At 58.1% G+C, this 22,315-nt stretch carries 22 protein-coding genes; 10 read left to right on the forward strand and 12 right to left on the reverse strand.

The annotated features are described in order from the left end of the window. Nucleotides 1-12 precede the first annotated feature (12 nt). Complete coding sequence (locus PspR76_RS23355; RefSeq protein ID WP_159959116.1) at nucleotides 13-321, reverse strand: hypothetical protein; 309 nt, start codon at nucleotides 319-321, stop codon at nucleotides 13-15. 137 nt (nucleotides 322-458) lie between these two features. On the opposite strand from PspR76_RS23355, the gene PspR76_RS23360 reads away from it, so the two are divergent. After that, a complete protein-coding gene (locus tag PspR76_RS23360; RefSeq protein WP_159959118.1) occupies nucleotides 459-1,175 on the forward strand; it encodes a 4'-phosphopantetheinyl transferase family protein in 717 nt (238 codons plus the stop codon). 83 nt (nucleotides 1,176-1,258) lie between these two features. On the opposite strand, the gene PspR76_RS23365 is transcribed toward PspR76_RS23360, so the two are convergent. Then, entirely contained in the window at nucleotides 1,259-2,869 is a 1,611-nt protein-coding gene (locus PspR76_RS23365) for an ATP-binding protein (RefSeq protein WP_159959120.1), read from the reverse strand. After that, nucleotides 2,866-3,591 carry a response regulator gene (locus PspR76_RS23370; protein WP_159959122.1) on the reverse strand — a complete coding sequence of 242 codons (726 nt, stop codon included), beginning with the start codon at nucleotides 3,589-3,591 and terminating at the stop codon, nucleotides 2,866-2,868. Before PspR76_RS23370 ends, PspR76_RS23365 begins: the two co-directional genes overlap by 4 nt. Before the next feature lie 716 nt (nucleotides 3,592-4,307). On the opposite strand from PspR76_RS23370, the gene PspR76_RS23375 reads away from it, so the two are divergent. Then, nucleotides 4,308-7,202, forward strand: a complete 2,895-nt coding sequence (locus tag PspR76_RS23375) for a ribonucleoside-diphosphate reductase subunit alpha (RefSeq protein WP_159959124.1) — start codon at nucleotides 4,308-4,310, stop codon at nucleotides 7,200-7,202. A 113-nt stretch (nucleotides 7,203-7,315) separates the two neighbouring features. Here PspR76_RS23375 and PspR76_RS31465 read toward each other — a convergent pair whose 3' ends face one another. From PspR76_RS31465 to flgB, 6 genes are all read right to left on the reverse strand, one after another. Next, nucleotides 7,316-8,386: a hypothetical protein gene (locus PspR76_RS31465; protein ID WP_162530286.1), complete on the reverse strand. Its 1,071-nt coding sequence runs from the start codon at nucleotides 8,384-8,386 to the stop codon at nucleotides 7,316-7,318. A gap of 128 nt (nucleotides 8,387-8,514) precedes the next feature. Next, nucleotides 8,515-9,051: a hypothetical protein gene (locus tag PspR76_RS23390; protein WP_159959130.1), complete on the reverse strand. Its 537-nt coding sequence runs from the start codon at nucleotides 9,049-9,051 to the stop codon at nucleotides 8,515-8,517. Nucleotides 9,052-9,357: 306 nt separating this feature from the next. Further along, entirely contained in the window at nucleotides 9,358-10,668 is a 1,311-nt protein-coding gene (gene flgE / locus PspR76_RS23395; protein ID WP_159959132.1) for a flagellar hook protein FlgE, read from the reverse strand. Between the two features lie 31 nt (nucleotides 10,669-10,699). Further along, on the reverse strand, nucleotides 10,700-11,425 hold the full coding sequence (gene flgD, locus PspR76_RS23400) for a flagellar hook assembly protein FlgD (RefSeq protein ID WP_159959134.1): 726 nt from the start codon (nucleotides 11,423-11,425) through the stop codon (nucleotides 10,700-10,702). A gap of 16 nt (nucleotides 11,426-11,441) precedes the next feature. Continuing rightward, complete coding sequence (gene flgC, locus PspR76_RS23405; protein ID WP_017138385.1) at nucleotides 11,442-11,894, reverse strand: flagellar basal body rod protein FlgC; 453 nt, start codon at nucleotides 11,892-11,894, stop codon at nucleotides 11,442-11,444. Between the two features lie 3 nt (nucleotides 11,895-11,897). After that, a complete protein-coding gene (gene flgB / locus PspR76_RS23410; RefSeq protein WP_003214246.1) occupies nucleotides 11,898-12,305 on the reverse strand; it encodes a flagellar basal body rod protein FlgB in 408 nt (135 codons plus the stop codon). Between the two features lie 327 nt (nucleotides 12,306-12,632). On the opposite strand from flgB, the gene PspR76_RS23415 reads away from it, so the two are divergent. Beyond that, nucleotides 12,633-13,418: a hypothetical protein gene (locus PspR76_RS23415; RefSeq protein ID WP_159959136.1), complete on the forward strand. Its 786-nt coding sequence runs from the start codon at nucleotides 12,633-12,635 to the stop codon at nucleotides 13,416-13,418. Between the two features lie 91 nt (nucleotides 13,419-13,509). Here the strand turns inward: PspR76_RS23415 and cheR are convergent, their stop codons facing one another. Together cheR and PspR76_RS23425 are read right to left on the reverse strand one after the other, a co-directional pair. Further along, nucleotides 13,510-14,337, reverse strand: coding sequence for a protein-glutamate O-methyltransferase CheR (gene cheR, locus PspR76_RS23420; RefSeq protein WP_016979774.1), 828 nt, complete (start codon nucleotides 14,335-14,337; stop codon nucleotides 13,510-13,512). A 43-nt stretch (nucleotides 14,338-14,380) separates the two neighbouring features. Next, a complete protein-coding gene (locus tag PspR76_RS23425; protein ID WP_159959138.1) occupies nucleotides 14,381-15,313 on the reverse strand; it encodes a chemotaxis protein CheV in 933 nt (310 codons plus the stop codon). A gap of 82 nt (nucleotides 15,314-15,395) precedes the next feature. Here PspR76_RS23425 and flgA point away from each other — a divergent pair, with 82 nt between their 5' ends. The 4 genes from flgA (at nucleotide 15,396) to PspR76_RS23445 (ending at nucleotide 17,993) form a co-directional block, all read left to right on the forward strand. Further along, nucleotides 15,396-16,160: a flagellar basal body P-ring formation chaperone FlgA gene (gene flgA / locus PspR76_RS23430; protein WP_159959140.1), complete on the forward strand. Its 765-nt coding sequence runs from the start codon at nucleotides 15,396-15,398 to the stop codon at nucleotides 16,158-16,160. A gap of 141 nt (nucleotides 16,161-16,301) precedes the next feature. Continuing rightward, complete coding sequence (gene flgM, locus PspR76_RS23435) at nucleotides 16,302-16,628, forward strand: flagellar biosynthesis anti-sigma factor FlgM (protein ID WP_083357165.1); 327 nt, start codon at nucleotides 16,302-16,304, stop codon at nucleotides 16,626-16,628. A 48-nt stretch (nucleotides 16,629-16,676) separates the two neighbouring features. Beyond that, nucleotides 16,677-17,147 (forward strand): flagella synthesis protein FlgN, encoded by a 471-nt coding sequence (locus PspR76_RS23440; RefSeq protein WP_071483206.1) that lies wholly within the window; start codon nucleotides 16,677-16,679, stop codon nucleotides 17,145-17,147. Nucleotides 17,148-17,243: 96 nt separating this feature from the next. Beyond that, nucleotides 17,244-17,993, forward strand: coding sequence for a flagellar brake protein (locus PspR76_RS23445; protein ID WP_159959142.1), 750 nt, complete (start codon nucleotides 17,244-17,246; stop codon nucleotides 17,991-17,993). A gap of 61 nt (nucleotides 17,994-18,054) precedes the next feature. On the opposite strand, the gene PspR76_RS23450 is transcribed toward PspR76_RS23445, so the two are convergent. Continuing rightward, nucleotides 18,055-19,440, reverse strand: coding sequence for an MFS transporter (locus PspR76_RS23450; RefSeq protein ID WP_159959144.1), 1,386 nt, complete (start codon nucleotides 19,438-19,440; stop codon nucleotides 18,055-18,057). A gap of 491 nt (nucleotides 19,441-19,931) precedes the next feature. On the opposite strand from PspR76_RS23450, the gene PspR76_RS23455 reads away from it, so the two are divergent. The 3 genes from PspR76_RS23455 to PspR76_RS23465 all read left to right on the forward strand — a co-directional run bounded on the left by PspR76_RS23455 (nucleotide 19,932) and on the right by PspR76_RS23465 (nucleotide 22,285). After that, a complete protein-coding gene (locus PspR76_RS23455; protein ID WP_159959146.1) occupies nucleotides 19,932-21,263 on the forward strand; it encodes a tyrosine-type recombinase/integrase in 1,332 nt (443 codons plus the stop codon). Beyond that, nucleotides 21,256-21,903 carry a hypothetical protein gene (locus tag PspR76_RS23460; RefSeq protein WP_159959148.1) on the forward strand — a complete coding sequence of 216 codons (648 nt, stop codon included), beginning with the start codon at nucleotides 21,256-21,258 and terminating at the stop codon, nucleotides 21,901-21,903. The genes PspR76_RS23455 and PspR76_RS23460 overlap by 8 nt, the downstream gene beginning before the upstream one ends. A 118-nt stretch (nucleotides 21,904-22,021) precedes the next feature. Next, nucleotides 22,022-22,285 (forward strand): helix-turn-helix domain-containing protein, encoded by a 264-nt coding sequence (locus PspR76_RS23465; RefSeq protein ID WP_081089420.1) that lies wholly within the window; start codon nucleotides 22,022-22,024, stop codon nucleotides 22,283-22,285. The last annotated feature ends 30 nt before the right edge of the window (nucleotides 22,286-22,315 follow it).

The following is a 22,315-nucleotide window of genomic DNA, read 5'->3' on the forward strand; positions in this document are numbered from 1 at the left end:
CTCCAAGGCAATTCAACTGTCCGACAGGGGGATATCATAGCGACCCTGCAAGTCTTGCGGGCGCAGTTTAATGCCATTGTATTGGCCCGTCAGGTGTTCGTAGCCGGCGCGGTAGGCCGGTTGCGCGTTAGCCTGGCCCAGGGACTGGCCCCATGGCGCGGCCTGGCTGCCTGCGTCTTCGAAGCTGACACGCTGGATCAGGCTGCTGGACTTCTTGGTTTTCTCGCCGCCAAATGCCGCAAAAGCAGGGTCCGAAGCCTGCACGCCGGCCGTGGCACTGAGCATGCTTAACGCCAATATCAGCTGTTTGATCGCAGTCATGGTGCTTACCTCTACGCGTTTGGCTGTTGAAGCCAGACTACGCAAGCGCCCCTGAACTCCCCCTGAACAGGCTCTGAACCTTGGCTGAACCGTTGCGGGCTATCCACTGGCGCGCCAACTGACGCAAAATACCGCGCATGACGCCCCTACCCGCTTGCTGCACCCCACTCGAGGCCCATTGGCCGTTGCCCACTCCGTTACCCGGCACGGTGTTCCTGAGCACCCGATTCGACCCGACCTTGTTGGCCGCCGGTGATTTCCAGCGCAGCGCCGTGCCGCCACCGCCCAGCATCCAGCGCTCAGTGGCCAAGCGCCAAGCCGAGTTCCTCGCCGGCCGCTTGTGCGCGCGCGCGGCGCTGCAACAGCTCGACCACCTCGATTGCGTGCCAGCCATCGGCGAAGACCGTGCGCCGGTGTGGCCTGGGCATATCAGCGGTTCCATCACCCACAGCACCGGGCATGCGGCGGCGATTGTCGGGCACAAGGCGCAATGGCGTGGGCTGGGCATGGACCTGGAGAACCTGCTGACACTGGAACGCGCCGAACGCCTGGCCGGGGAAATTCTCACCGCCGAGGAAATGCAGCGCCTGGCAAGCGTGCCGCGCGAGCAGGTGGCATTGCTGGTGACGCTGACGTTTTCGGTCAAGGAGAGTTTATTCAAGGCGCTCTACCCGATTGTGCAGAAGCGCTTTTACTTTGAGCATGCCGAGGTGGTGGCGTGGTCCGAGACCGGGCAGGTGCGGCTAAGGCTGCTGACCGAATTGTCTGCCGAGTGGTGCCATGGCACGGAGCTGGAGGGGCAGTTTGTGGTGGAGGGGGAGCAGTTGTTGAGTCTGGTGGCTGTCAGGGCCTGATCTGACGCCATCGCAGGCAAGCCGGCTCCCACATTTTTGAATGCATTCCACCTGTGGGAGCTGGCTTGCCTGCGATGGCGATCTCACGCCTTCTCCTGATCCCTGGGCCAACTCAAACTGAAGCACGCCCCACCCAGGTTGTTGCTCTTGCTGATCAACGCCCGCCCGCCGTGCCAATAGATCACCCGCCGCACAATCGACAACCCCAGGCCATGCCCGCCCGAGGCACGGGTGCGGCTGTCGTCCAGGCGCAGGAACGGCGTAAAGATGCGCTCCCAGGCGCTCTCCGGCACGCCGGGGCCATCGTCTTCCACATCGATGCGGCAACGCACCTGGCCCACTTGGTAACTGATCAACACCTGGCCCTGGGCATGGCGCATCGCATTGCTCACCAGGTTTTGCAGGGCGCGGTGCAGGTAGCGCGGCTCGGCGTCGACCCAGGCGTCATCCCAATGCGCCGAAGACAGGCAGATGCCACGCGCTACCGTGACGTGCGGGCGCAGTGGCGACAATTCGCCGATCACCTGATCGAGCAACGCGCTGAGGTCGACGCGCTGGAAATTCAGCTCCGGCGCGCCCTGCTCCAGGCGCGCATACGTGAGCATTTCATCCACCAGGCCATCGAGGTCCTGGATATCGCTGTCCATGCCGTCCATGTACTTACGCCGCGCCTCGGGGGTGGTGGCGTCGCCGATCATCTCCAGGCCAAAGCGCAGGCGCGCCACCGGCGTGCGCAACTCGTGGGACACCGCGCGCACCAGTTCACGCTGGATCGCCAGCAGCTGCTGCAGGTGCTCGGCCATGCCATTAAAGGCCGCTGCCAGGCGCCCCACCGAATCAGCGCCGCGCGCCGGCACGCGTACTTCCAGGTTACCTTTGGCAATGCGCGTGGCCGCCGCTTCCAGGCCTTTGAGACGTCGCTCGAGCTGGCGCACCAACAAGTACACGATCAAGCCGATCAGGGTCAGGCTGATCAGCGCGATCAGAATCAACCATTGCGGCGGATAAGGGTTCATTTGATACAGCGGGCCAATCTCCAGCACCCACGGCGTACCGACCATGCCGGCAAATACGCGGATTGAATCGCCGCCCTTGCCCAAGGCCATCACCGTATCGCCTTCCGAGACCCGGCGGCGCTGGTCGTCGTCCATGTCGGCCTGATCCAGGGTCATCAGGTGCATGTCAAAACCAAAGCCCTTGGCTTCTTTTATATCCGCGAGCTTTTGCGGTTGCTCGGCGACCGGAAAGCGCACCAGTTCGTCAGCCAGCAGGTAAATCGTCGCGCGGGCCAGTTGCTCGCTGATTTGCTGCACTTCGCCCGTGAGTACCAGTTGCGACGGCTCGCTGACCAGGCGCAACACCCGCGCCGCGTGCGGCCCGGTCTGTTGCACCAACACCTGGCCACGTTGCAGGCGGTTGCGCTGGCTCAGGTCCAACTGCGCATCGGCCAGCGGGCGCAACTCCAGGGGAATGCCGAGCAAACGCTCCCACACAGCCAAGGCGCGCTGGCGCTCGATGGGGCTCATGGGTTGCAGGTTGTCGCCCATCAACGCAAAGGTGCCGTGGGCCAGGCGCTCGCGGTATTGGCCGCTGCGCACTTCATTGAGCAGGTGCAAGGCCAGCACGCCGAGCAACGCCACCAGAATCAGCGCCGCGCACATGCCGCCGTAGATGCGCAGGAAGATCGAGTTCACAGCGGCATATCGGCAGCGGCTTCGGGGACGAACAAATAGCCTTTGCTGCGGATGGTCTTGATCAGGCGCGGGTGGATCGGGTCGTCGCCGATTTTCGGGCGGATACGGGAAATACGCACATCAATGGAGCGGTCCTGGCCGTCATAGCCGATGCCGCGCAAGGCGATGAAGATTTCTTCGCGGGACAAAATGCGCCCGGCATTCGCCACCAGCAGCCACAACAGGTCGAATTCGGCACTGGTCAGCTCAATGCCGCCGTTGTGCAACCAGGCTTCGCGCAGGGCGTTATCGACCACCAACGGGCCAAATTGCAGGCGGCGCTGGTTTTCCACGGCAACCGGTTCAGCCGGCTCGCTGCGCCGCAGCAAGGCCTGGATACGCGCCAGCAACAGGCGCGGGCGCACGGGTTTGCACACGTAGTCGTCGGCGCCCATGTCCAGGCCCTGCACCTGGTCCATGTCGTCGGTGCGCGCGGTGAGCATCAGGATCACACCGTCATAGCGCTCGCGCACCCTGCGGCAGATGCTCAGGCCGTCTTCGCCGGGCAGCATCAGGTCGAGGATCACCAGGTCAGGCTGTTCGGCGATGATGCGCGCCGCCGCCAGGGCGCCGTCGCTTTCCACCGACACGCGCAGGCCGTTGCTCTCCAAATAATCACGGGTCAACTCGGCCAATCGCTCGTCGTCCTCGACGATCAGAATTTGCCAGGCTTCTTGCTCCATGCGCTACCTCGTTTCTAATTATTGTCATCTACGGGGAACACAATACTGCCCTTATATGAAGGCCGATTGTAGCCATGGGCCAGCCCTCTAGCACAAGCCGGGAAATCCATTCGGTGATCAGGTTTTTTTGTGATAGGGTTCGCGCCCTCAAAAATCCAACAGACGGTTTTTGCCTAGGAATATTCGGTGACAAACGGTGTAATCCAGCAGTACTGCGGCCTACACGGGCATTCCACGTTTCATACACATTTTACCCACAGCGTTATCCACAGGTAGTGCGTTGCTAAGCCCCCCAAAACGCATTATCTTGTACCTCGGCGCTGAAAAAACCCTACATGTAGGGTTTTAAGCGAAAAAACCAAACACAGATCAGACAAGAAACTCAAGCGCTTTCTTGCTCCCGTTTGGTTGAACCAAAGCATTTTTTCAAAGCCCAAACCGCGCACGCGGATGGCAGCCGTTTTCCAGCCTAAACAGCGCAAAGCGGTACGGGTGTTGCAGTGCTTGAAGCGAGCAACTGTCACCCACCAGGAATACGGCGAAGGGCGCTTCAAGGCCCGAACCGAAGACTTCGGCATGGAAGCGGCGCGATGAGCTCCCTTCCTCCTGTCCCGAAGTTGTTATGCCAGGCCCAGGCCTGTTGTAAGTGCTTCAGGACGGAACGGTGGGCACCGTGATGGTGCCCAAATAAATATAGAATGTGGAGACAACCCCCCATGCAAACCGACACAACTCGCGAGAACCCGCAAGGCTCCGTGCCGCAGGCCGCTGATTCGAACCTGGATCTGTCCGCCACCGCGCCCGGCCAATTGCGCGTGATCAAGCGTAACGGCACTGTCGTTCCTTACACCGATGACAAAATCACCGTCGCTATCACCAAAGCGTTTCTTGCAGTTGAAGGCGGCACCGCTGCTGCTTCGTCGCGCATCCACGACACCGTTGCCCGCCTGACCGAACAAGTCACCGCGACCTTCAAGCGTCGCATGCCATCGGGCGGCACCATCCACATCGAAGAAATCCAGGACCAGGTTGAACTGGCCCTGATGCGTGCCGGCGAGCAGAAAGTCGCCCGCGACTACGTGATCTACCGTGACTCGCGCGCCAAGGAACGTGCCGTACGTTCCCCGGCTGAAGAAGCTGCCGTACAAGCTCACCCGTCGATCCGCATCACCCTGGCCGACGGTTCTTTTGCACCGCTGGACCTGGGCCGCCTGAACACCATCATCACCGAGGCCTGCGAAGGCCTGGAAGAAGTCGACGGTGACCTGATCCAGCGCGAAACCCTGAAAAACCTGTACGACGGCGTGGCCCTGACCGACGTCAACACCGCCCTGGTGATGACCGCCCGTACCCTGGTTGAACGTGAGCCGAACTACTCGTTCGTGACCGCACGCCTGCTGATGGACACCCTGCGTGCCGAAGGCCTGGGCTTCCTGAAAGTCGCCGACAGCGCCACCCACCACGAGATGGCTGACCTGTACGCCAAGGCCCTGCCGGCCTACATCGCCAAGGGTATCGAATTCGAATTGCTGAACCCGGTCCTGGCTACCTTCGACCTGGAAAAACTCGGCAAGGCGATCAACCACGAGCGCGACCAGCAGTTCACGTACCTGGGCCTGCAAACCCTGTACGACCGTTACTTCATCCACAAGGACGGTATCCGCTTCGAACTGCCGCAAGTGTTCTTCATGCGCGTGGCCATGGGCCTGGCGATTGAAGAGAAGCACAAAGAAGACCGCGCCATCGAGTTCTACAACCTGCTGTCGTCCTTCGACTACATGTCGTCGACCCCTACGCTGTTCAACGCCGGCACCCTGCGTCCACAGCTGTCGAGCTGCTACCTGACCACCGTGCCGGATGACCTGTCGGGCATCTACCACGCGATCCACGACAACGCCATGTTGTCCAAATTCGCCGGCGGCCTGGGCAACGACTGGACCCCGGTGCGTGCACTGGGTTCGTACATCAAGGGCACCAACGGCAAATCCCAGGGCGTTGTCCCGTTCCTGAAAGTGGTGAACGACACCGCTGTTGCAGTTAACCAGGGTGGCAAGCGCAAAGGCGCTGTGTGTGCCTACCTGGAAACCTGGCACATGGACATTGAAGAGTTCATCGAGCTGCGCAAGAACACCGGTGATGATCGCCGTCGTACCCACGACATGAACACCGCCAACTGGATCCCTGACCTGTTCATGAAGCGTGTCTTCGATGACGGCCCGTGGACCCTGTTCTCGCCATCCGAAGTACCGGACCTGCACGACCTGACCGGCAAGGCCTTCGAAGAGCGTTACGAGTACTACGAAGCCCTGTCCCAGTACCCAGGCAAGATCAAGCTGTTCAAGACCATCCAGGCCAAAGACCTGTGGCGCAAAATGCTCTCCATGCTGTTTGAAACCGGCCACCCATGGCTGACCTTCAAAGACCCGTGCAACCTGCGCAGCCCGCAGCAGCACGTGGGCGTGGTCCACAGCTCGAACCTGTGCACCGAGATCACCTTGAACACCAACAAGGACGAGATCGCCGTTTGCAACCTGGGTTCGATCAACCTGCCGAACCACATCGTCAACGGCAAGCTGGACACCGCCAAGCTGGAACGCACCGTGAACACCGCCGTACGCATGCTCGATAACGTTATCGACATCAACTACTACTCGGTGCCACAGGCGCAGAACTCCAACTTCAAGCACCGTCCGGTCGGCTTGGGCATCATGGGCTTCCAGGACGCGCTGTACCTGCAGCACATTCCTTACGGTTCGGACGCAGCGGTCGAGTTCGCCGACAAGTCCATGGAGGCGGTCAGCTATTACGCTATCCAGGCTTCCTGCGACCTGGCCGACGAGCGCGGCGCCTACGAGACGTTCCAGGGTTCGCTGTGGTCCAAAGGCATCCTGCCGCTGGATTCGCAACAGATCCTGATCGAGCAACGTGGCCAGAAGTACATCGACGTTGACCTGAACGAATCCCTGGACTGGGCGCCGGTACGTGCCCGTGTGCAGAAAGGCATTCGTAACTCCAACATCATGGCCATCGCACCGACCGCCACCATCGCCAACATCACTGGCGTATCGCAGTCGATCGAACCGACCTACCAGAACCTGTATGTGAAATCGAACCTGTCGGGCGAATTCACCGTGATCAACCCGTACCTGGTTCGCGACTTGAAAGCCCGCGGCCTGTGGGACTCGGTCATGATCAACGACCTGAAGTACTACGACGGTTCCGTGCAGCAGATCGAGCGCATCCCGCAAGAACTCAAAGAGCTCTACGCGACTGCCTTCGAAGTGGACACCAAGTGGATCGTTGACGCCGCCAGCCGTCGTCAGAAGTGGATCGACCAGGCTCAATCGCTGAACCTGTACATCGCCGGCGCATCGGGCAAGAAGCTGGACGTGACCTACCGCATGGCGTGGTACCGTGGCCTGAAAACCACTTACTACCTCCGTGCCCTGGCCGCGACCAGCACCGAGAAGTCGACCATCAACACCGGTAAGCTGAATGCTGTTTCCAGCGGCAACCACGGTGATGATTCGGTACTCGCAGCCCCTGCCGGCCCAGCGCCAGTGCCGAAGGCTTGCGCGATTGACGAGCCGGATTGCGAAGCCTGCCAATAAAACCCGCCACTCCCGAGGCCTGACCTCGGGATCGGCCCTCGATAAACCCTGCCAACGGTGGGGTTTATCGAGGATGGTTTTTACCTCGATGCCCTGATGACTCCCTGGGCCAGTTACCTGACCTTAGTCTTCGACAGCAACGTCGCGTCACCGTGGGTTGGGACTGCACCTTTAGTACCGTACAACTCCTCCTGACCGCTCATGACCGCAACCGCATGGCCGTCCCTGTCAATGGTCCCTACCTGACCACTCGCCAAATCTGCAGCCGACCCTTTGGAGATGTAATCCTCCAACCCCAAACGCTTCAGCCCGGCTTCGCTGTAATCACCATTGTTCAAGGATTGCAGCCCTTGTTCAAAGGTTGTCGCCCCGTCATTACCCTCCATTTGTGCGCGCTTGGCAGCCAAGGCATATTGGAACGTTGCGTTTTTTACCATCTCCTTGTCACTGCCGTTAAAGTTGGCAGCTTTTTTGGCTGTTTCCAACTCAGCATCAGTTAAATTGACCTCCTTGCCATCCATTTGAACAACCTTATAGCCCCCCTCGGTCTTTTCAACCGACTTGTTCAGTTTCTCAGGGTCATCGGTACCCGCAGCTTTGAACAATGCCTTAATGCCTGACACCGTCGCGCAGTTACCCTCCTGCCCCTGCACGAAGCCAGTGGTGATCTGTTCATCCGTTAACTTTGAATCCCTTTTGGTCGGTTTAGCCGGATCATAACTTTCCAAATTGGCCGAGGCACTATCGGACTTGAATGATGGCGATTGGTCTATTCCCGGGCTGGGAGCTGGGCCTGGGCGCGGAGCGGGGGCTGGACCGCCACCACTGCCACCACCACCACCACCACCACCACCACCACCACCACCACCACCACCGCCGCCGCCGCCGCCGCCTGAATAATCGCCGCTAGAAAAACCCAAAGACTCGAGTAACCGTTTTAACCAATCCCAGGGTCGCCCTTCAACATCACCACCTGCGCCAAACCCGGACCCTGCTGCGACACCGCCACCGCCATCGGAGCCAAAGCTAATTGAACCCTTACTTTCGTTACCAGCAAAGTTGATGCCTGAGTCGTGAGCATTGTTTGAACGATTAACTACCGAAGCGCCTGCATTTCCACCATTGGCTGTATCACCGCCCAATAAAGAGTTAATGCCGGACCTGAGCATAGAAGAGATTTCCATAGACCCCCTCACATCCTTTTATGATAAACACCTAATGAAGGGCGCGCGTAGCGCCCACCAAAAATCGAATAAAGCAACGCGCGCCAAAGCGGGCAAAGTTTGGTTGTCTAAAGCATCGCCACAACCGGTTACTTTGGCGCAGGGCTCGTAGATTCCTTAGTTCCAAAAAGGCCGGTTATTGCATCGACCACGCTTTTTAGAACTTCCATTGCTTTACTCTTCAGGTCTTTATCAGAGACGTCGGCTTCCTTATTTGCATCGTCTATTTTTTTATCTTTACCCAGTTCATCGGCACCGTCGTTTTTGCCTGCATCATCTGCATTTTTGCCCTTACCCAGTTCGTCGACCGCTCCCTTCTTGCCCTTACCGAGTTCGTCGGCCGCTCCTTTCTTATCGTCTTTACCCTCCGCACCCTCTTTGGAAAACATCTCCTTTATTCGATTAATCATTCCATCCATTTCTTTTATTTTTTCACCGCCAGTCAAACTGCTCGCGTCCGCTGGGGCTTTCTGAAAACTGGGGCCGTTATAATCGCCGTAAGCAATTTGCCCGCCGCCGCTGCCCGAGCTTGGAGGCGCAGCAGGCGCATTCGCGGCAGGGCCATTATTCATATTTTCTGGGTAGTTGCTTACACCTGCCGCACCATTCGAAATACTGGAAACCATAACAACCTCCGCACTTGATAAAGATGACGACCCCTTAAAACAACCGGTGGTCGAAACATATTAAGAAATCCACATGCTTATTGGTCTGTTTCATTCTCTTACGATTTGTGGCAGGCGACAGACATCAGGTTCCACCAGTAAAGAACTTTCACGTAACGATATGTGGCAACGACTAAAACAGCGCAGGACTATGTTCCATTCAGTGTAAGACTTTATCTTTTCCACATCGGCTGAGCGGCCAACTAACGAGCAAAAAAAACCCCTCGATCGAGGGGTTTTCCAATGCAGCAGGTTAAAGCATCGGCATCAGGTCATCTGAATGATGGTCTGCATGATGGTGCTCTGGGTGGAGATGGTCTTGGCGTTCGCCTGGTAGTTGCTCTGGGCCTTGATCAGGTCCACCAGTTCGTTAGTCAGGTTGACGTTAGAGTTCTCCAGGGAGTTGGCCACGATCGAACCCAAGGTGCCGGCTTGCGGAGTGTCAAAGCCCGGTTGGCCCGACGCGAAGGTTTCCTTCCACGTCGTGCCGCCGGCTGGCTGCAGGCCCTGTTCATTGTTGAAGCTGGCCAGGGAGATCTGGCCGATAGCCTTGCTCTGCTGGTTGCTGAACGTGGCGAACAGTACGCCAGTGCCGTCGATTTTCAGGCCGGTGATCTGGCCGGTGGCGTAACCGTCGGTGGTTGGCGGGTTGCGGTAGGTGGCCGAGTTGTACTGGGTGATGTTGGCCATGTTGATGGCGATGCCCGTCGGGTTGGCGTCCGCACCGTTTTTAGTCCACACGCCATTAGTCACGGTACCCGGGACCCAACCGGTAATGGTCAAGGTGGTGCCAGACACAGCAGGGCCTGTGATGCTGGTGAGCTTGCCGGAACCATCAAAGGACAACGTGGATGGCACAGGCGCGACAGCACCGCTCCCTGTCGGCGGGGTGCCATCCGGGTTGCGACCATCAATCAGGGTATAAGCGTTCCACTTGTTGCCGTCGGTTTTTACCAGGTACTGCACCATCGGGTGCGCGTTGCCCTGGGAGTCGTACAAGGTGGTGCTGTACTGAGTGGTGAAGGTGCTGGTGTCGTTCGGGTCAAACGCCTTCTTGGTCTGATCGATCGGCAGTTCCGAAGAGTTCAGGTTACTGGTGGAGTCCACTTTGGTGGACGCCTTCGGCGGCAGGTTCGACAGGTTCAGTTGCAGGTCGGTCAGGCCGCCCTTGTTGATCTTGCCGTTATCGTCTGCGGCGTAACCTTGCAGGCGCGAAGTACCGGTGTTGTTAGTGATGTAGCCATCTTTGTCGGCACGGAATGCACCACTGCGGGTGTACTCCAGCGAGCCGTCGCTGCCCTTCTGCACGAAGAAGCCACCGCCCTGGATCGCCATGTCCAGGATGCCGCCGCTGTTGTTCACGTCGCCCTGGGTGAACTGCTGGGACACCGCCGCCAGGTTCACGCCGTTGCCGATGCTGTTCTGGCCAGTGCCCAGTTTGGACGCCGCGTAGATGTCCGAGAATTCGGCACGGGACGATTTGAAGCCCGTGGTCGCAACGTTGGCGATGTTGTTGCCGGTCACGTCCAGTTGTTTGTTGGCCGCATAGAGGCCGCTAAGGCCGATGTTAAAAGACATGTTTCTCTCCTTCTGCCGTATTTAGCCGGCTCTATGTACCGATAGTCTGAATTTGCGACAGCTTGACGCTGCCCATGCCGCCTGCGAGGTTCAGCAGCATTTCGCCGCCGGTCTTGCTCAACGTCACGCTGGTGACGGTTGCCGGCAACGACGTTGCCAGGGCAACCGAGTCGCCTTTGTCATTCTTGGTGGTGGCCGCAAAGGTGTAAGTCCCGGCAGGCGCGACCTCGCCCTTGTCGTTCTTGCCGTCCCAGATAAAGCTGGCATCGCCGGCGCTTTGGGCGCCCATGTCGATAGTGCGCACCACGTTGCCGTCTTTGTCGGTGATCTTCACCGAGACGTTACCGGTCGCCGCCGTCACTGCCACCGAACCGGTCATGCTCTTGCTGGTATCAACCATGGCCTTGTCGGTCTGGGTGATGATCGAGCGCCCCACCAGCGACGACGCTTGCAGTGCTTGCGAGGAGCTGAAGTTGCTGGAGATCGCATTCACCGAGTCGTTCAGGGTGTTGATGCCTTCCAGGCTGCTGAACTGCGCCAGTTGCGCCACGAACGCGCCGTTGTCCTGAGGCGACAGCGGGTTCTGGTTTTTCAGCTGGGTGACCAGCAGTTGCAGGAAGGCGTCCTTGCCCAGCGACTGGTTACCCGTCGCCGCGCTGGCAGCGCTGCCGAGGCTGCTGTTGTCGGTAGACGTCTTGACCTTGGCGTTAAAAAGGTCCTGGACTGCCGTGTTGTTAGTGGTATCAACGATGGCCATTATTTGGCGCCCCTTATCACTGACCCAGGGTCAGGACCTTCTGCATCATGGTTTTGGCGGTGTTCATCATTTCCGCGTTGGTCTGGAACGAGCGGCTGGCGGAGATCATGTCGGCCATTTCCTCGACCACGTTGACGTTGGGGTAGTAGACGTAACCCTTTTCGTTCGCGGCCGGGTGGTTAGGCTCATAACGCGCTTCCAGGTTGCTCTGGTCTTCGACCACGCCGAGCACCTGCACGCCTTGACCGGCGGCATCCTGGTTCTGGAACAGCGAGTCGCCGCTACCGCTCTGGCCAGCCTGGCCGCCCTGGAACATGGTGGCGAACACCGGGTGACGGGCGCGGTAAGTCTGGTCAATGCTCGAAGACACGGTCTCGGCGTTGGCGATGTTACTGGCGACGGTGTTCAGGCGCGTGGTCTGCGCGCTCATGCCACTGCCGGCAATATTGAAAACACTGGCTAAGGACATGGCTTACTCTCCACGCAGGGCTGACATCAGCCCTTTGAATTTGCTGTTGAGCAGGGTGAAGCTGGCCTGAAAATTCACCGAGTTCTCGGCGTAGGCCGATTGCTCGAGCTGGGCGTCGACGGTGTTCTGGTCGATCGATGGCTGCATCGGCGTGCGATACAGCAGCGACTCGTCCCCATTGCCCAGGCCTTGCGCTTCGATATGACGGCTGTTGGTCATGTTCAAGGCGAAGGTGCCGTTCTTGGTCTTGTCCTGCTGTGCGGCGAGCACGGCGGAGAAGTCCAGATCCCGAGCCTTGTAGTTCGGGGTGTCGGCGTTGGCAATGTTGTTGGCCAGGACTTCGGCACGCTGGGCGCGGAAGCCCAGGGCTTGTTCGTGGATACCGAGCGCTTTATCGAAGCTGATGCTCATGGCGGAAACCTTTAGGCTGACCTGCTTTTCGTATCTGGGTTATAGCAAGGCGCATGCCAATTCGCTCAGGCCCCGTATTTAAAGGGTTTTCGGGATGGTTGCCGCCGGCAATGCCAGAAAAGCGGCAATCACCTTCCGCGTGGCGCCAGTAAAGCGGCAAGGGCGGTTGCCGCTTTTACAGGGGCGGCAAAGGTGGGAAGAGACAAACCGAGGTGGCCGAAAATCGCTGACCGTTTGTCTGCACTGTCATTTCTGACAGTTGTTATGCGTATCGGCTCGGAGGCCTTATTGGGGGACATCCCACCATGCGTCATGCAGAGGTTAACAATGTTGATCATCCCGTCTCCACGATTCAACGAGCAAGATTCAGCGACCCCAATCGCGAATCTGAACACCACGCTTATTGTCGGCGATGTTGCCAGGTTGACGCTCAACTTCCCTGTCGAAAACGGAGACAGGGTCTATTTGACCCTGAGCAGCTCCATCTTTGGCGGCGAGCATAACCAGAGCTTTCAAATTCCCCAGAACGCCCCCCAAATCGAGCTTCTGATACCTAAATCCATAGTAGAAATGAGCGCAGGCAACGTCTTGCATTTGCTGCTGAGCATCCAGCGCACTGGACAGCCAAGAACCTCCGCACCGACAGCGAGAGTACTCATCAACAAGCTCCCCATCATCATCGTGCCAACGCCAGGCACCGTTTGGGACTTCAGCAACGGTTTCCAAGGCTGGGTAGCCCAGGGGCCTTATACGGGCGGTCTGCTGCACGTGCTCAATTCGACCGTGCGCCTTGCCCCGACCCACTTCACGGCGACCCGCGCCCACATCATCACCCGCCCCGTGCCGGTGGTTGCAGGGCGCACATACGATTGCAGCTTTGTCGCCATTGGCAGCGCGGCCACCAGCGATGGTTCAACCCTGTACATGACGATGAACGGCACCCGCATTGGTGCAAATGTACAAAACCTTACGCTAGGCCAGCCGCAAACCGGGACCGGGACCTTCACTGCCACCACCACAGGCGATGTGCGGCTAGGTATCTTTAATGATGCAGTGCCCAACGGGCTTCATGGTCTATCCCTGAGCAATATCCGAATGACACCCCGCCCCTGACGTCGGCCGACGCGGCACTGCCAACCGCTTGCGCGCATAAAAAAACGGGAGCCCCTTGTCGGGGCTCCCGTTTTTTATATACAAAAACCGCTCACTTGGCCTGGTAAATGATACCGGGGCTGCACTGCACCATCTGGTAATGATCCGGCAAGCCGTTCAGCGCCTCGGACGCGCCGAGGAACAAGTAACCTCCGCGTTTGAGCGTACCGTGGATACGCAACAGAATGTCCTTCTTCACTTCAGCCGAGAAGTAGATCAGCACGTTGCGGCAGAACACCATGTCGAACTTGCCCAGGCTGGCGTAGCTGTCGAGCAGGTTGAACGAGCGGAACTCCACCCGACTCTTGATCGGCGCCTTGACCGCCCAGCGCCCAGCCCCTTTCGGGTCGAAGTAGCGTTGCAGGCGCTCCTGGGACAAACCACGGCCCAGGGCCAGGCTGTCGTACTCGCCGGTCTTGCAGTTGGTGAGCATGGTGCCGGACAAGTCAGTGGCAACAATTTGCGCACCCGCCTTCAACTGGCCCATGTTCGTGCGCTCGAACTCGTCGATGGACATCGAGATCGAGTACGGTTCCTGCCCCGACGAGCACGCCGCCGACCAGATACGCAGGCGCTGGCCCGGGCTGGCCTTGATGGCCTCCGGCAGCACTTTGCTCTTGAGCACCTCAAAGGGGTAGGTATCGCGAAACCACAAGGTTTCATTGGTGGTCATGGCGTCCACCACCATTTCCTTGAGCCCGCTGCGCGGCTGGCCCTGGATGCGCTGTACCAACTCACCCAGGGACTTGATGCCCTGCTGCTCCATCAGTTTGTTGAGACGGCTGGATACCAGGTACTGCTTGTTTTCACCGAGCAATATGCCACAGGCTTTTTCCAGGAAGACCCGGAACTGTTCGAAATCCAAATTACCCGTAGACAATGATACCGCCTCTTAAATCGTGTGACCGCCAGGGGAACTCCCCTTAGCCGTGATCTGCTGCCTTGATCCGGTCGACTACCCGGGATGCCAGGTCATCAGGGCGGAACTTGGCCAAAAAGTCATCGGCACCGACCTTCTTGACCATCGCCTGATTGAATACACCCGACAACGAAGTATGCAGGATGATATGTAATTTTTGCATGCGTGGATCGTTGCGTATCTCGGCCGTGAGGGTGTAACCGTCCATTTCCGGCATTTCAATGTCGGAGATCATCATCAAGAATTCTTCTTCAGGCTTCTTGCCTTCATCTACCAGTTTGCGCAAGTAATCCAGGGCCTGGCGCCCGTCGTTGAGGGCTACCACTTCCACGCCGACAGTTTGCAGGCAGCGGCTCACCTGCTTACGCGCCACCGAGGAATCGTCCACGGTCAGCACGCGCAGAGAAATCGCCTTGTGCGCCGTCTCGGCGTCCACCACACCCACCGAGATCGATTCGGAGGTAGGCGCCACTTCGGCGAGGATTTTCTCCACGTCGATGATTTCAACCAATTGGTTATCGACCCGCGTCACCGCCGTGAGGTAGTGATCGCGCCCGGTGCCCTTGGGCGGCGGATGGATCTCTTCCCAGTTCATGTTGACGATGCGCTCCACCGAGCGCACCAGGAAACCCTGGGTCTTGGTGTTGTACTCGGTGATGATCACGAACGGGCTCTGGCGGTCCTGCAAACCGGCGGAACCGGTGGCCATGGCCAGGTCAAGAATCGGGATGGTCGCGCCACGGATATTGGCCACGCCACAGACCACGGGGCTGGATTTGGGCATTATGGTCAGCTTGGGGCACTGCAACACTTCCCGCACCTTAAACACATTGATGCCATATAGCTGCTTGCCATCCAGGCGAAAAAGCAACAGCTCCAGGCGATTCTGCCCCACCAGCTGTGTACGCTGGTTTACTGAATCCATTACTCCTGCCATGCCCTGACTCCTACGCTAAAACCTTTGGGAGTGCGACGCGCACCCAACACTAAACGGCACGAGCTTTGCTATTTATTAGTTTATGGATATCAAAACGACAGTTTCCCGACGCCCCAACCTCCAACGTTACTGCAGATTGCTCTGCGTCACGCTGGCTTTGTTTGCCGTGGGCTCAGGCACCACGGCCCGTGCAGAGAATGCCACCTTGCCTGATCTCCTTATCGGCGTCACTCAAGGCTTTCTTGAGTTCACTGTAGAAGATTATCTGGCAACCACGCAGACGCCTGGGCGTTATGAAATACAGGTCAGCCAACTGGACCCACGCCTGCGCATGCCAATGTGCGACAAGGAATTGACAGCCACGCTGGAAAGCCCGGCCCAGCCCATCGGCCGTGTGACGGTTAAAGTGCGCTGCGAAGGCGCTTCGCCCTGGACTGTGTTCGTACCGGCGCAGGTCAAGCTGTTCCGCGATGTGGTCGTGGTGACGCGGCCGCTGAAGCGCACCGGCATTATCGGGTTCGACGACGTGGCCATGCGTGAACGGGATATCAGCCTGATCAATCAGGGCTACCTCACCTCGCTCGACCAGGCAGTTGGGCAAAAACTTACCCGACCAATGGTCACTGACCAAGTCATCACGCTGGTCCATCTTGAGCAGGCCGAGGTGATTCGCAAAGGCGATCAGGTGGTCATTTCCGCCAGCAGTGGCGGGCTGACGGTAAAGATGCCGGGTGAAGCGCTGTCCAATGGCGGCATGAGCGAACAGATCAGGGTCAAAAACCTCAACTCCAACCGTGTGATCAAGGCGCAAGTGACGGCCCCCGGGCAAGTTGAGGTTGCTTTATAGTTCACTGGCATAGGACGCCTGCTTTTCCTACACTGTGCGCACGATGTGTGCACGTGCAGGTTTTTGTCAATCGAGCCTAAAGTTTGTCCGGGTATGGCCGAAAACATGGCAAGCGTCCAAATACCCAGAGGTTTTTTTAACATGGTCATTGATTTCAGTCGTTTAAATAACACCCCGGCGTTGCCCGGCAACACGCGTACCAGCGGTGCCAAGGACAGCGTAGAAGCCAAGGCCCAACCAGCCCCTGCCGCCAAAGCAGAACAGGCCGGCGCCAGCCAAAGCGGGGAATCCGTACACCTGAGCAATGAGGCTCAACAGTTGCAGAAGGTCACTGACTCGCTGCGCGACCAACCGGTTGTCAATAAAGCCCGCGTGGCCGAGTTGAAACAGGCTATCGCCGATGGCAGCTATAAAGTCGACAGCAACCGTGTAGCCAGCAAGCTGCTTAACTTCGAAGCCGAGCGCTAGGCAAAGGCCTGCGCAGGGCTTTTGGACGCTTAAAACCCAAGGCCAGCCATGCACCACGACGAACATTTGCTTCAACTGATCATTGATGATCTGGCGCCGACGCAACATTTGCTCGAGCTGCTCAAAGAGGAGTCCCTGGCCCTGTACGGTCGGGACATGCGTTTGCTGGAAGAAATCCTGGCGCGCAAGCAGTCGCTGATCGTGCTGCTGGAGCAGCATGGCAAGAAGCGCAGCGAAATTCTCATCAGCCTGGGCCTCCCGGCTGATCACGACGGCCTCGCACAACTGGCCAGCCACTCCTCGGTTGGCGATCAGTTGCTGGCGCAGAGCACCGCACTCAATCAATTGCTCGCCCAGTGCCAGGAAGCCAACCTGCTCAACGGTCAGTCGATCCAGCTGCAGCAAGCTACGACCGCCAACCAGTTGCGCATACTTCACGGCGGTGAGCCTCCGGCCCTGTACAACGCCCAAGGCTCCACCTCACGCCTGGTCAAGCCAAGCACCCGCAGCCAAGCCTGACGCCGGTTTACCGCGCGCCCTATCCAAGGCGCGCTACATACTGGCAAAATGCCGGTTCTTGCGTGTAGTCGTATTTTGTCTGGAGATGGAAGAAACGTGTTCAACGCCCTTAATGCGGAAGATGCCCCGCAGCCACCCAAGGTGCTCACCACGCCTCTGGAAATCGCCGGCACGTTACGGATGCTGCAAGAAAGCCATGATCCGTTGATCATCACTTTCCATGAACGCAGCCAACGCTTCCAAAGCTACCTGGTGGACGTTGACCGGGACAGCAAGACGCTGGCCCTGGACGAAATGATCCCGCGTGACGGTGAACGCTATCTAGAGAATGGCGAGCCCTTTCGCATCGAAGGCTTTCATGATGGCGTGCGAGTCGCCTGGGAAAGCAACGGCACGCTGACCATCAGCGAAAAAGGCGGCCACCGCATCTACACCGGCAGCATGCCCGACGAGGTGGTCTACCATCAGCGTCGCAATGCATTCCGCGCCGCGCTGAAGCTGGCGCAATTGGTCAGCATCGAACTGGGCGGCGAGAAGCTCAAGGCACCGATCAGCGGCAAGCTGCTGGATATCTCCGCCACTGGCTGCAAATTGCGCTTTGAAGGCGATATCTCCGAGCGCCTGCAACTGGGCCAGGTTTACGATCGCTTTATTGCCGCCCTGCCCTTCGGCAGCATGACCACTTCTGTCGAACTGCGTTACCTGCATTTCGAAGACAAGATCAACACCACCTTCGCCGGCGTGCGTTTCCACAATATGAGCGGCTTGGTGCAGCGCCAGGTGGAACGCTTTGTGTACCAACTGCAACGTGAAGCGCGGCGCTTTGACAAGGATGACGATTTTTAAGGGTTAAAGGCCGCGGTAAAAAAAACGGGCAGCTCCTGATGGGAGCTGCCCGTTTTTGCTTTCAGGGGCGCGCCCTGCTCAGGTCATGAGGGTGTTCGTCCGGGCCCAGAGGCTCGGGCGGCCCTTCAAAAGCCGGCTCATCCGTTGGTTGCTGCGGATCCGTCTCAGGCTCCGGGTCCGGAACAACGGTCTGCATTTGCTCCTGTACCACCGCCTCATCCACGCGCGGGTCGAGGCACGCCACCAGCGGCGAGCTGGACATGCTGTCGGGCATCGCCACGTGGTGCAGCGGTGCGTCGTCCACTTGATGCAAGTTGGTCACCGCCTTCGGCCGGATACGCCACACCAGGATCAACGCACACAGGCTGAAAAATGCATACAGCATGTGGCTGCCAAACAGCTTCATCGCCACACCGGCCAACAACGGCCCGACACTCGCACCAATGCCGTAGGTCACCAGCAGCATGGCCGTCAGCGACACACGGCGATCACCTTCCACATGGTCGTTGGAAAATGCCACCGCCAACGGGTACAGGCAGAACTGCACCAACGAACACAAAAACCCCGCCACAAACAGCACTTCCAACGGCACCCGCGTCATGATCGCCAGCGGCAACGCAGCCACTGCCAGGCACAGGGCGAAGCAACGGATCAGCAAGGCCCGGTCATAACGATCCGACAACCAGCCCAACGGCCACTGCACCAGCAGCCCGGCAAAAATGCAGGAGCCCATGAATAGACCGACCTGCTCGGTCGTCAGGCCTTGTTGCGAGGCATAAAGCGGCGCCAAACCATAGAACGAACCGACGATCACGCCGGCACCCAATACGGTGCTTAACGACTGCGGCACGCGCTTGATAAAGAATCGCGGCTCCATCGGCGCAGGATGCAGGGGCGCTGGGTGAATGCGTCGGGTCATGGCCACCGGCACCAGGCACAGGGCAAAGCACAGCGCGACCAGCATCAGCAATTCAAGGCCGAGCTCGGGGTGCATCACCAGGATCAGTTGACCCAGCACCAGGCCCAGATAGGACGCGATCATATAGCCGCTGAACACGACGCCACGTTGCTTGGCATCCGCCTGCTCATTGAGCCAACTTTCGATGACCATGTATTGGCACATCATCCCCAGGCCCACGATCATCCGCAGCACGATCCAGGCCGGCAGCCAGTTGACCAGGCCATGCCCCAACACCGCCGCACCGACAATCCCGGCACAGGTGGCGTACGCACGAATATGCCCGACCCGGGCGATCAGGCGGTGCCCGATCTTGCCGCCCAACACCAGGCCGAAGTAGTTGGCCGCCATCAGCGCACCCACCCACAGGCTGTCGACGTGGTCAGCCGCCAAGCGCAGGGCGAGGTAAGTACTGAGCAGGCCGGAGCCGATCAGCATCATCAAGGAGGCGAAATAAAGGGCTCGAAAAGATTTCCAGATCTGGCGCATCGGCGTTCCGAGCGGCTCCTTGCAGTAAGAGACAGGGCTATCGGCATGATAGTCCGGGGTTGCCGGGTCCGGACAGGCGATATGCGCTGTGCCGGGGAATATTTTGCTTAATAGCTCAGACGTTGCATGGCCGCGTGCGAGGTACACAGGTTGCGATAAATACATCGCGCCCCTGCTGTGAACCCCGATCACCGGCAAGGTTCGACCGGTGTTTGACGAGCACCCACAAAAAAGCCCCGCCAGATGAATCTGTACGGGGCATTCTTGGAGTTTGAATCTGGTGTCCCAGGGCCGGTTCGAACGGCCAACCTTCCCCTTAGGAGTTTGAAGGTCCATCAATATACCAATCTTAATAGACCCTCACAAACCTATACAGAATAGGCCTTTCAGACGATACTTCGATTTACCGGCTAGCACGATTATTCATGTATTTTGATAGCCCGTGCTAGCCGGGCGATAGCCCGTATCTGTCAGACCAGGCGCTATGATTAATGGAACGATTCAAACTCACAAAAACTGCTTTAGCAGCGTTACAACCTCCTGAAGCAGGCAAACGACTGACCGTATACGACACACAAATTCCCAAACTGGCGGTGCGGGTCACCAGCACTGGCGCCAAATCTTTTTATGTTGTGAAACGTTCCGGAACATCCATGGCGTGGGTAAAGCTCGGAAGCTTCCCCGATATGACCGTCGAGCAAGCACGAACTGAGGCCGCCGTGATCCTTGGAGAGTTCGCTGCCGGTGCCGACCCGGCCAAAGCCAGGCGAGCTGTGCGTGGCGAACTCACATTCGAGGAAGCGTTTGAGAGGTTCCTGGCTGAAAAAAAGAAAAGGGACGGCACACCGCTGAGCGACAAGACAAAACGCAATTATCGTGACGTGCTGCGGATCTATCTGCTTCCGCTAAAAAATCGCAAATTGAGTGGAGTAACCAGAGCAGATGTTAAGGCGATCCATAGCAAAGCAAGCAAAACAAGCCATGCTCAGGCTGATCGTGCAGCCATCGTCATTTCCTCGGTATATAACTTCGCAGCGGACGTAGAGCTGTTCAGTGGCGTCAATCCAGCAAGCCGCATCCAAAAGAACCCCGCGCCGTCGCGAGATAGATTCGCCCAAGCGGATGAACTGCCCCAGCTTTTCGCCGCCATTAATGAATCAACCCTGTGCGATTTCTTCCTGTTAGCGCTGTTGACCGGGGCTCGTCGCTCGAATGTTCAAGCCATGATGTGGCGGGATCTGCAATTGGATGAGGGAGTTTGGCGTCTGCCAATGACCAAGAACGGCACCCCACAGAATGTGACGTTATCGCCGGAAGCAACCGTAATACTTCGTATGCGGGAAAAACAGAAAAATCAATCGCCTTTCGTTTTTCCGAGTACAGGGAAGACTGGCCATCTGGTTGAGCCCAAAAAAGCCTGGACGACTGTATTGAAACGTGCGAGCGTACGCCGCCTTCTTGATGAACTGCAAACCATGGGGAAACTCACCATGGAAGAACGGCAAGTCGCCGAACAGTTGGTCGCCGAAGCGCCAGCCAGGGCGGAAAAGCGCTACCGCGCGTCAGCCGATGTCGCAGGTATCCACCCTGCGGTCTATGACATGACCGATCTGCGAATTCATGATCTGCGGCGCACCCTAGGCAGTTGGCAAGCCAAAACGGGCGCCTCGCTGACGATCATCGGTAAAAGCTTGAACCATAAAACACAGCAGGCAACTGCAATCTATGCGCGCCTGGACTTGGATCCCGTGCGACAGTCGATAAATACCGCAACCCTGGCCATACTCGCCGCTGCAGGCGTAAAGGAGAAAGTCTGTGAGTAAGCCATCTGCCTATCGCCTCCTCCACCGGCTGGATCACCGCCAGGCGATTGCTTGGCTTCTAGAACTCACAGGCGTTGAGTTAGATGCCGCCACACTGGGTCAGGCTTGCATTGATGCCGATAGTCCTCCGGAAATCGATACCACAAGGCTACACCTCATGGTTGCCAAACAATCGGTTGTGGCACTCGGCGTTCATTCAGTTGTTAGCGCTCATCTCGCCGATCCATATGCGCCAAGCATCCGATTGGTCGTGGAGCTGGAAGATGGCCTATTAGCTGAGGGCATCGCAGACTTGCGCTCCACCCCCCTGCTGTTTCGGCCCCCTGCGATTGAGGATTTGGCGAATCGCATGGGAGGCAGTTCTCAAAAAACCGGGATCGAACTATTGCAACAGGAATTGGAAATAGAGCGATCCGCCCGACTTGCAGCAGAGGCGAACCCCAAATCCTCGCACCTGATTGTAATTAGCGTGCTGCTGGAACTATTAAAAGCTCCCGTTGAACATCCACGACTGAACGGAATGCGCCAGAACGCAGTTGTTGAGAGTATTTTGGAAAAATTTCCTTTGCGGGGACTGAGCAAGCGCAATTTGGAAACGATATTTTCAGAGGCAAATACCAGGCGCAAAGAAATCGAGTGATGCACCGCAACTATTGACGGCAGATCGTCTGCGGTGACGCCTACCGCAGTTGCGGTGAATAGAGACTTCTATTTACGGACCATAGCCCCATCACATAAGTAATACGGGGCTTTACCTAATGACTATTTCCGCAGCAGCAAACATCGAGGCAATCAAACTCGAGATAGCCGTCGCTCTCGGCTATGACCCTTCCAGACCCCCACACCAGATTGACGATAAGCAAGCTGCTAGCGCTCTCGGAGTGAAGGCCAGCACACTTGCGGTTTGGCGCTCCACCGGACGATACAACCTCCCCTTCGCCAAAGTTGGTCGCTTGGTGCGATACCGATTGGCCGACCTTGCCAGATTCATCGCCAGCCGCACCGCCGGACATACCGGCTGAGCGAGTCGGGACAACAGAATAGAATCGCCA

This window comes from Pseudomonas sp. R76, from assembly GCF_009834565.1.
In the GTDB taxonomy this organism is placed as follows: Bacteria; Pseudomonadota; Gammaproteobacteria; order Pseudomonadales; family Pseudomonadaceae; genus Aquipseudomonas.

What these genes read in the sequence shown, in the direction of transcription:
- PspR76_RS23425 (WP_159959138.1), bottom strand. Translation starts at nt 15,313, where the DNA reads ATGGCAGGAGTAATGGATTCAGTAAACCAGCGTACACAGCTGGTGGGG.
- flgM (WP_083357165.1), top strand. Translation starts at nt 16,302, where the DNA reads ATGGTCATTGATTTCAGTCGTTTAAATAACACCCCGGCGTTGCCCGGC.
- flgD (WP_159959134.1), bottom strand. Translation starts at nt 11,425, where the DNA reads ATGGCCATCGTTGATACCACTAACAACACGGCAGTCCAGGACCTTTTT.
- PspR76_RS31465 (WP_162530286.1), bottom strand. Translation starts at nt 8,386, where the DNA reads ATGGAAATCTCTTCTATGCTCAGGTCCGGCATTAACTCTTTATTGGGC.
- flgE (WP_159959132.1), bottom strand. Translation starts at nt 10,668, where the DNA reads ATGTCTTTTAACATCGGCCTTAGCGGCCTCTATGCGGCCAACAAACAA.
- PspR76_RS23440 (WP_071483206.1), top strand. Translation starts at nt 16,677, where the DNA reads ATGCACCACGACGAACATTTGCTTCAACTGATCATTGATGATCTGGCG.
- PspR76_RS23355 (WP_159959116.1), bottom strand. Translation starts at nt 321, where the DNA reads ATGACTGCGATCAAACAGCTGATATTGGCGTTAAGCATGCTCAGTGCC.
- PspR76_RS23390 (WP_159959130.1), bottom strand. Translation starts at nt 9,051, where the DNA reads ATGGTTTCCAGTATTTCGAATGGTGCGGCAGGTGTAAGCAACTACCCA.
- flgC (WP_017138385.1), bottom strand. Translation starts at nt 11,894, where the DNA reads ATGTCCTTAGCCAGTGTTTTCAATATTGCCGGCAGTGGCATGAGCGCG.
- PspR76_RS23450 (WP_159959144.1), bottom strand. Translation starts at nt 19,440, where the DNA reads ATGCGCCAGATCTGGAAATCTTTTCGAGCCCTTTATTTCGCCTCCTTG.
- flgA (WP_159959140.1), top strand. Translation starts at nt 15,396, where the DNA reads ATGGATATCAAAACGACAGTTTCCCGACGCCCCAACCTCCAACGTTAC.
- PspR76_RS23455 (WP_159959146.1), top strand. Translation starts at nt 19,932, where the DNA reads ATGGAACGATTCAAACTCACAAAAACTGCTTTAGCAGCGTTACAACCT.
- PspR76_RS23360 (WP_159959118.1), top strand. Translation starts at nt 459, where the DNA reads ATGACGCCCCTACCCGCTTGCTGCACCCCACTCGAGGCCCATTGGCCG.
- PspR76_RS23370 (WP_159959122.1), bottom strand. Translation starts at nt 3,591, where the DNA reads ATGGAGCAAGAAGCCTGGCAAATTCTGATCGTCGAGGACGACGAGCGA.
- flgB (WP_003214246.1), bottom strand. Translation starts at nt 12,305, where the DNA reads ATGAGCATCAGCTTCGATAAAGCGCTCGGTATCCACGAACAAGCCCTG.
- PspR76_RS23415 (WP_159959136.1), top strand. Translation starts at nt 12,633, where the DNA reads ATGTTGATCATCCCGTCTCCACGATTCAACGAGCAAGATTCAGCGACC.
- PspR76_RS23465 (WP_081089420.1), top strand. Translation starts at nt 22,022, where the DNA reads ATGACTATTTCCGCAGCAGCAAACATCGAGGCAATCAAACTCGAGATA.
- PspR76_RS23375 (WP_159959124.1), top strand. Translation starts at nt 4,308, where the DNA reads ATGCAAACCGACACAACTCGCGAGAACCCGCAAGGCTCCGTGCCGCAG.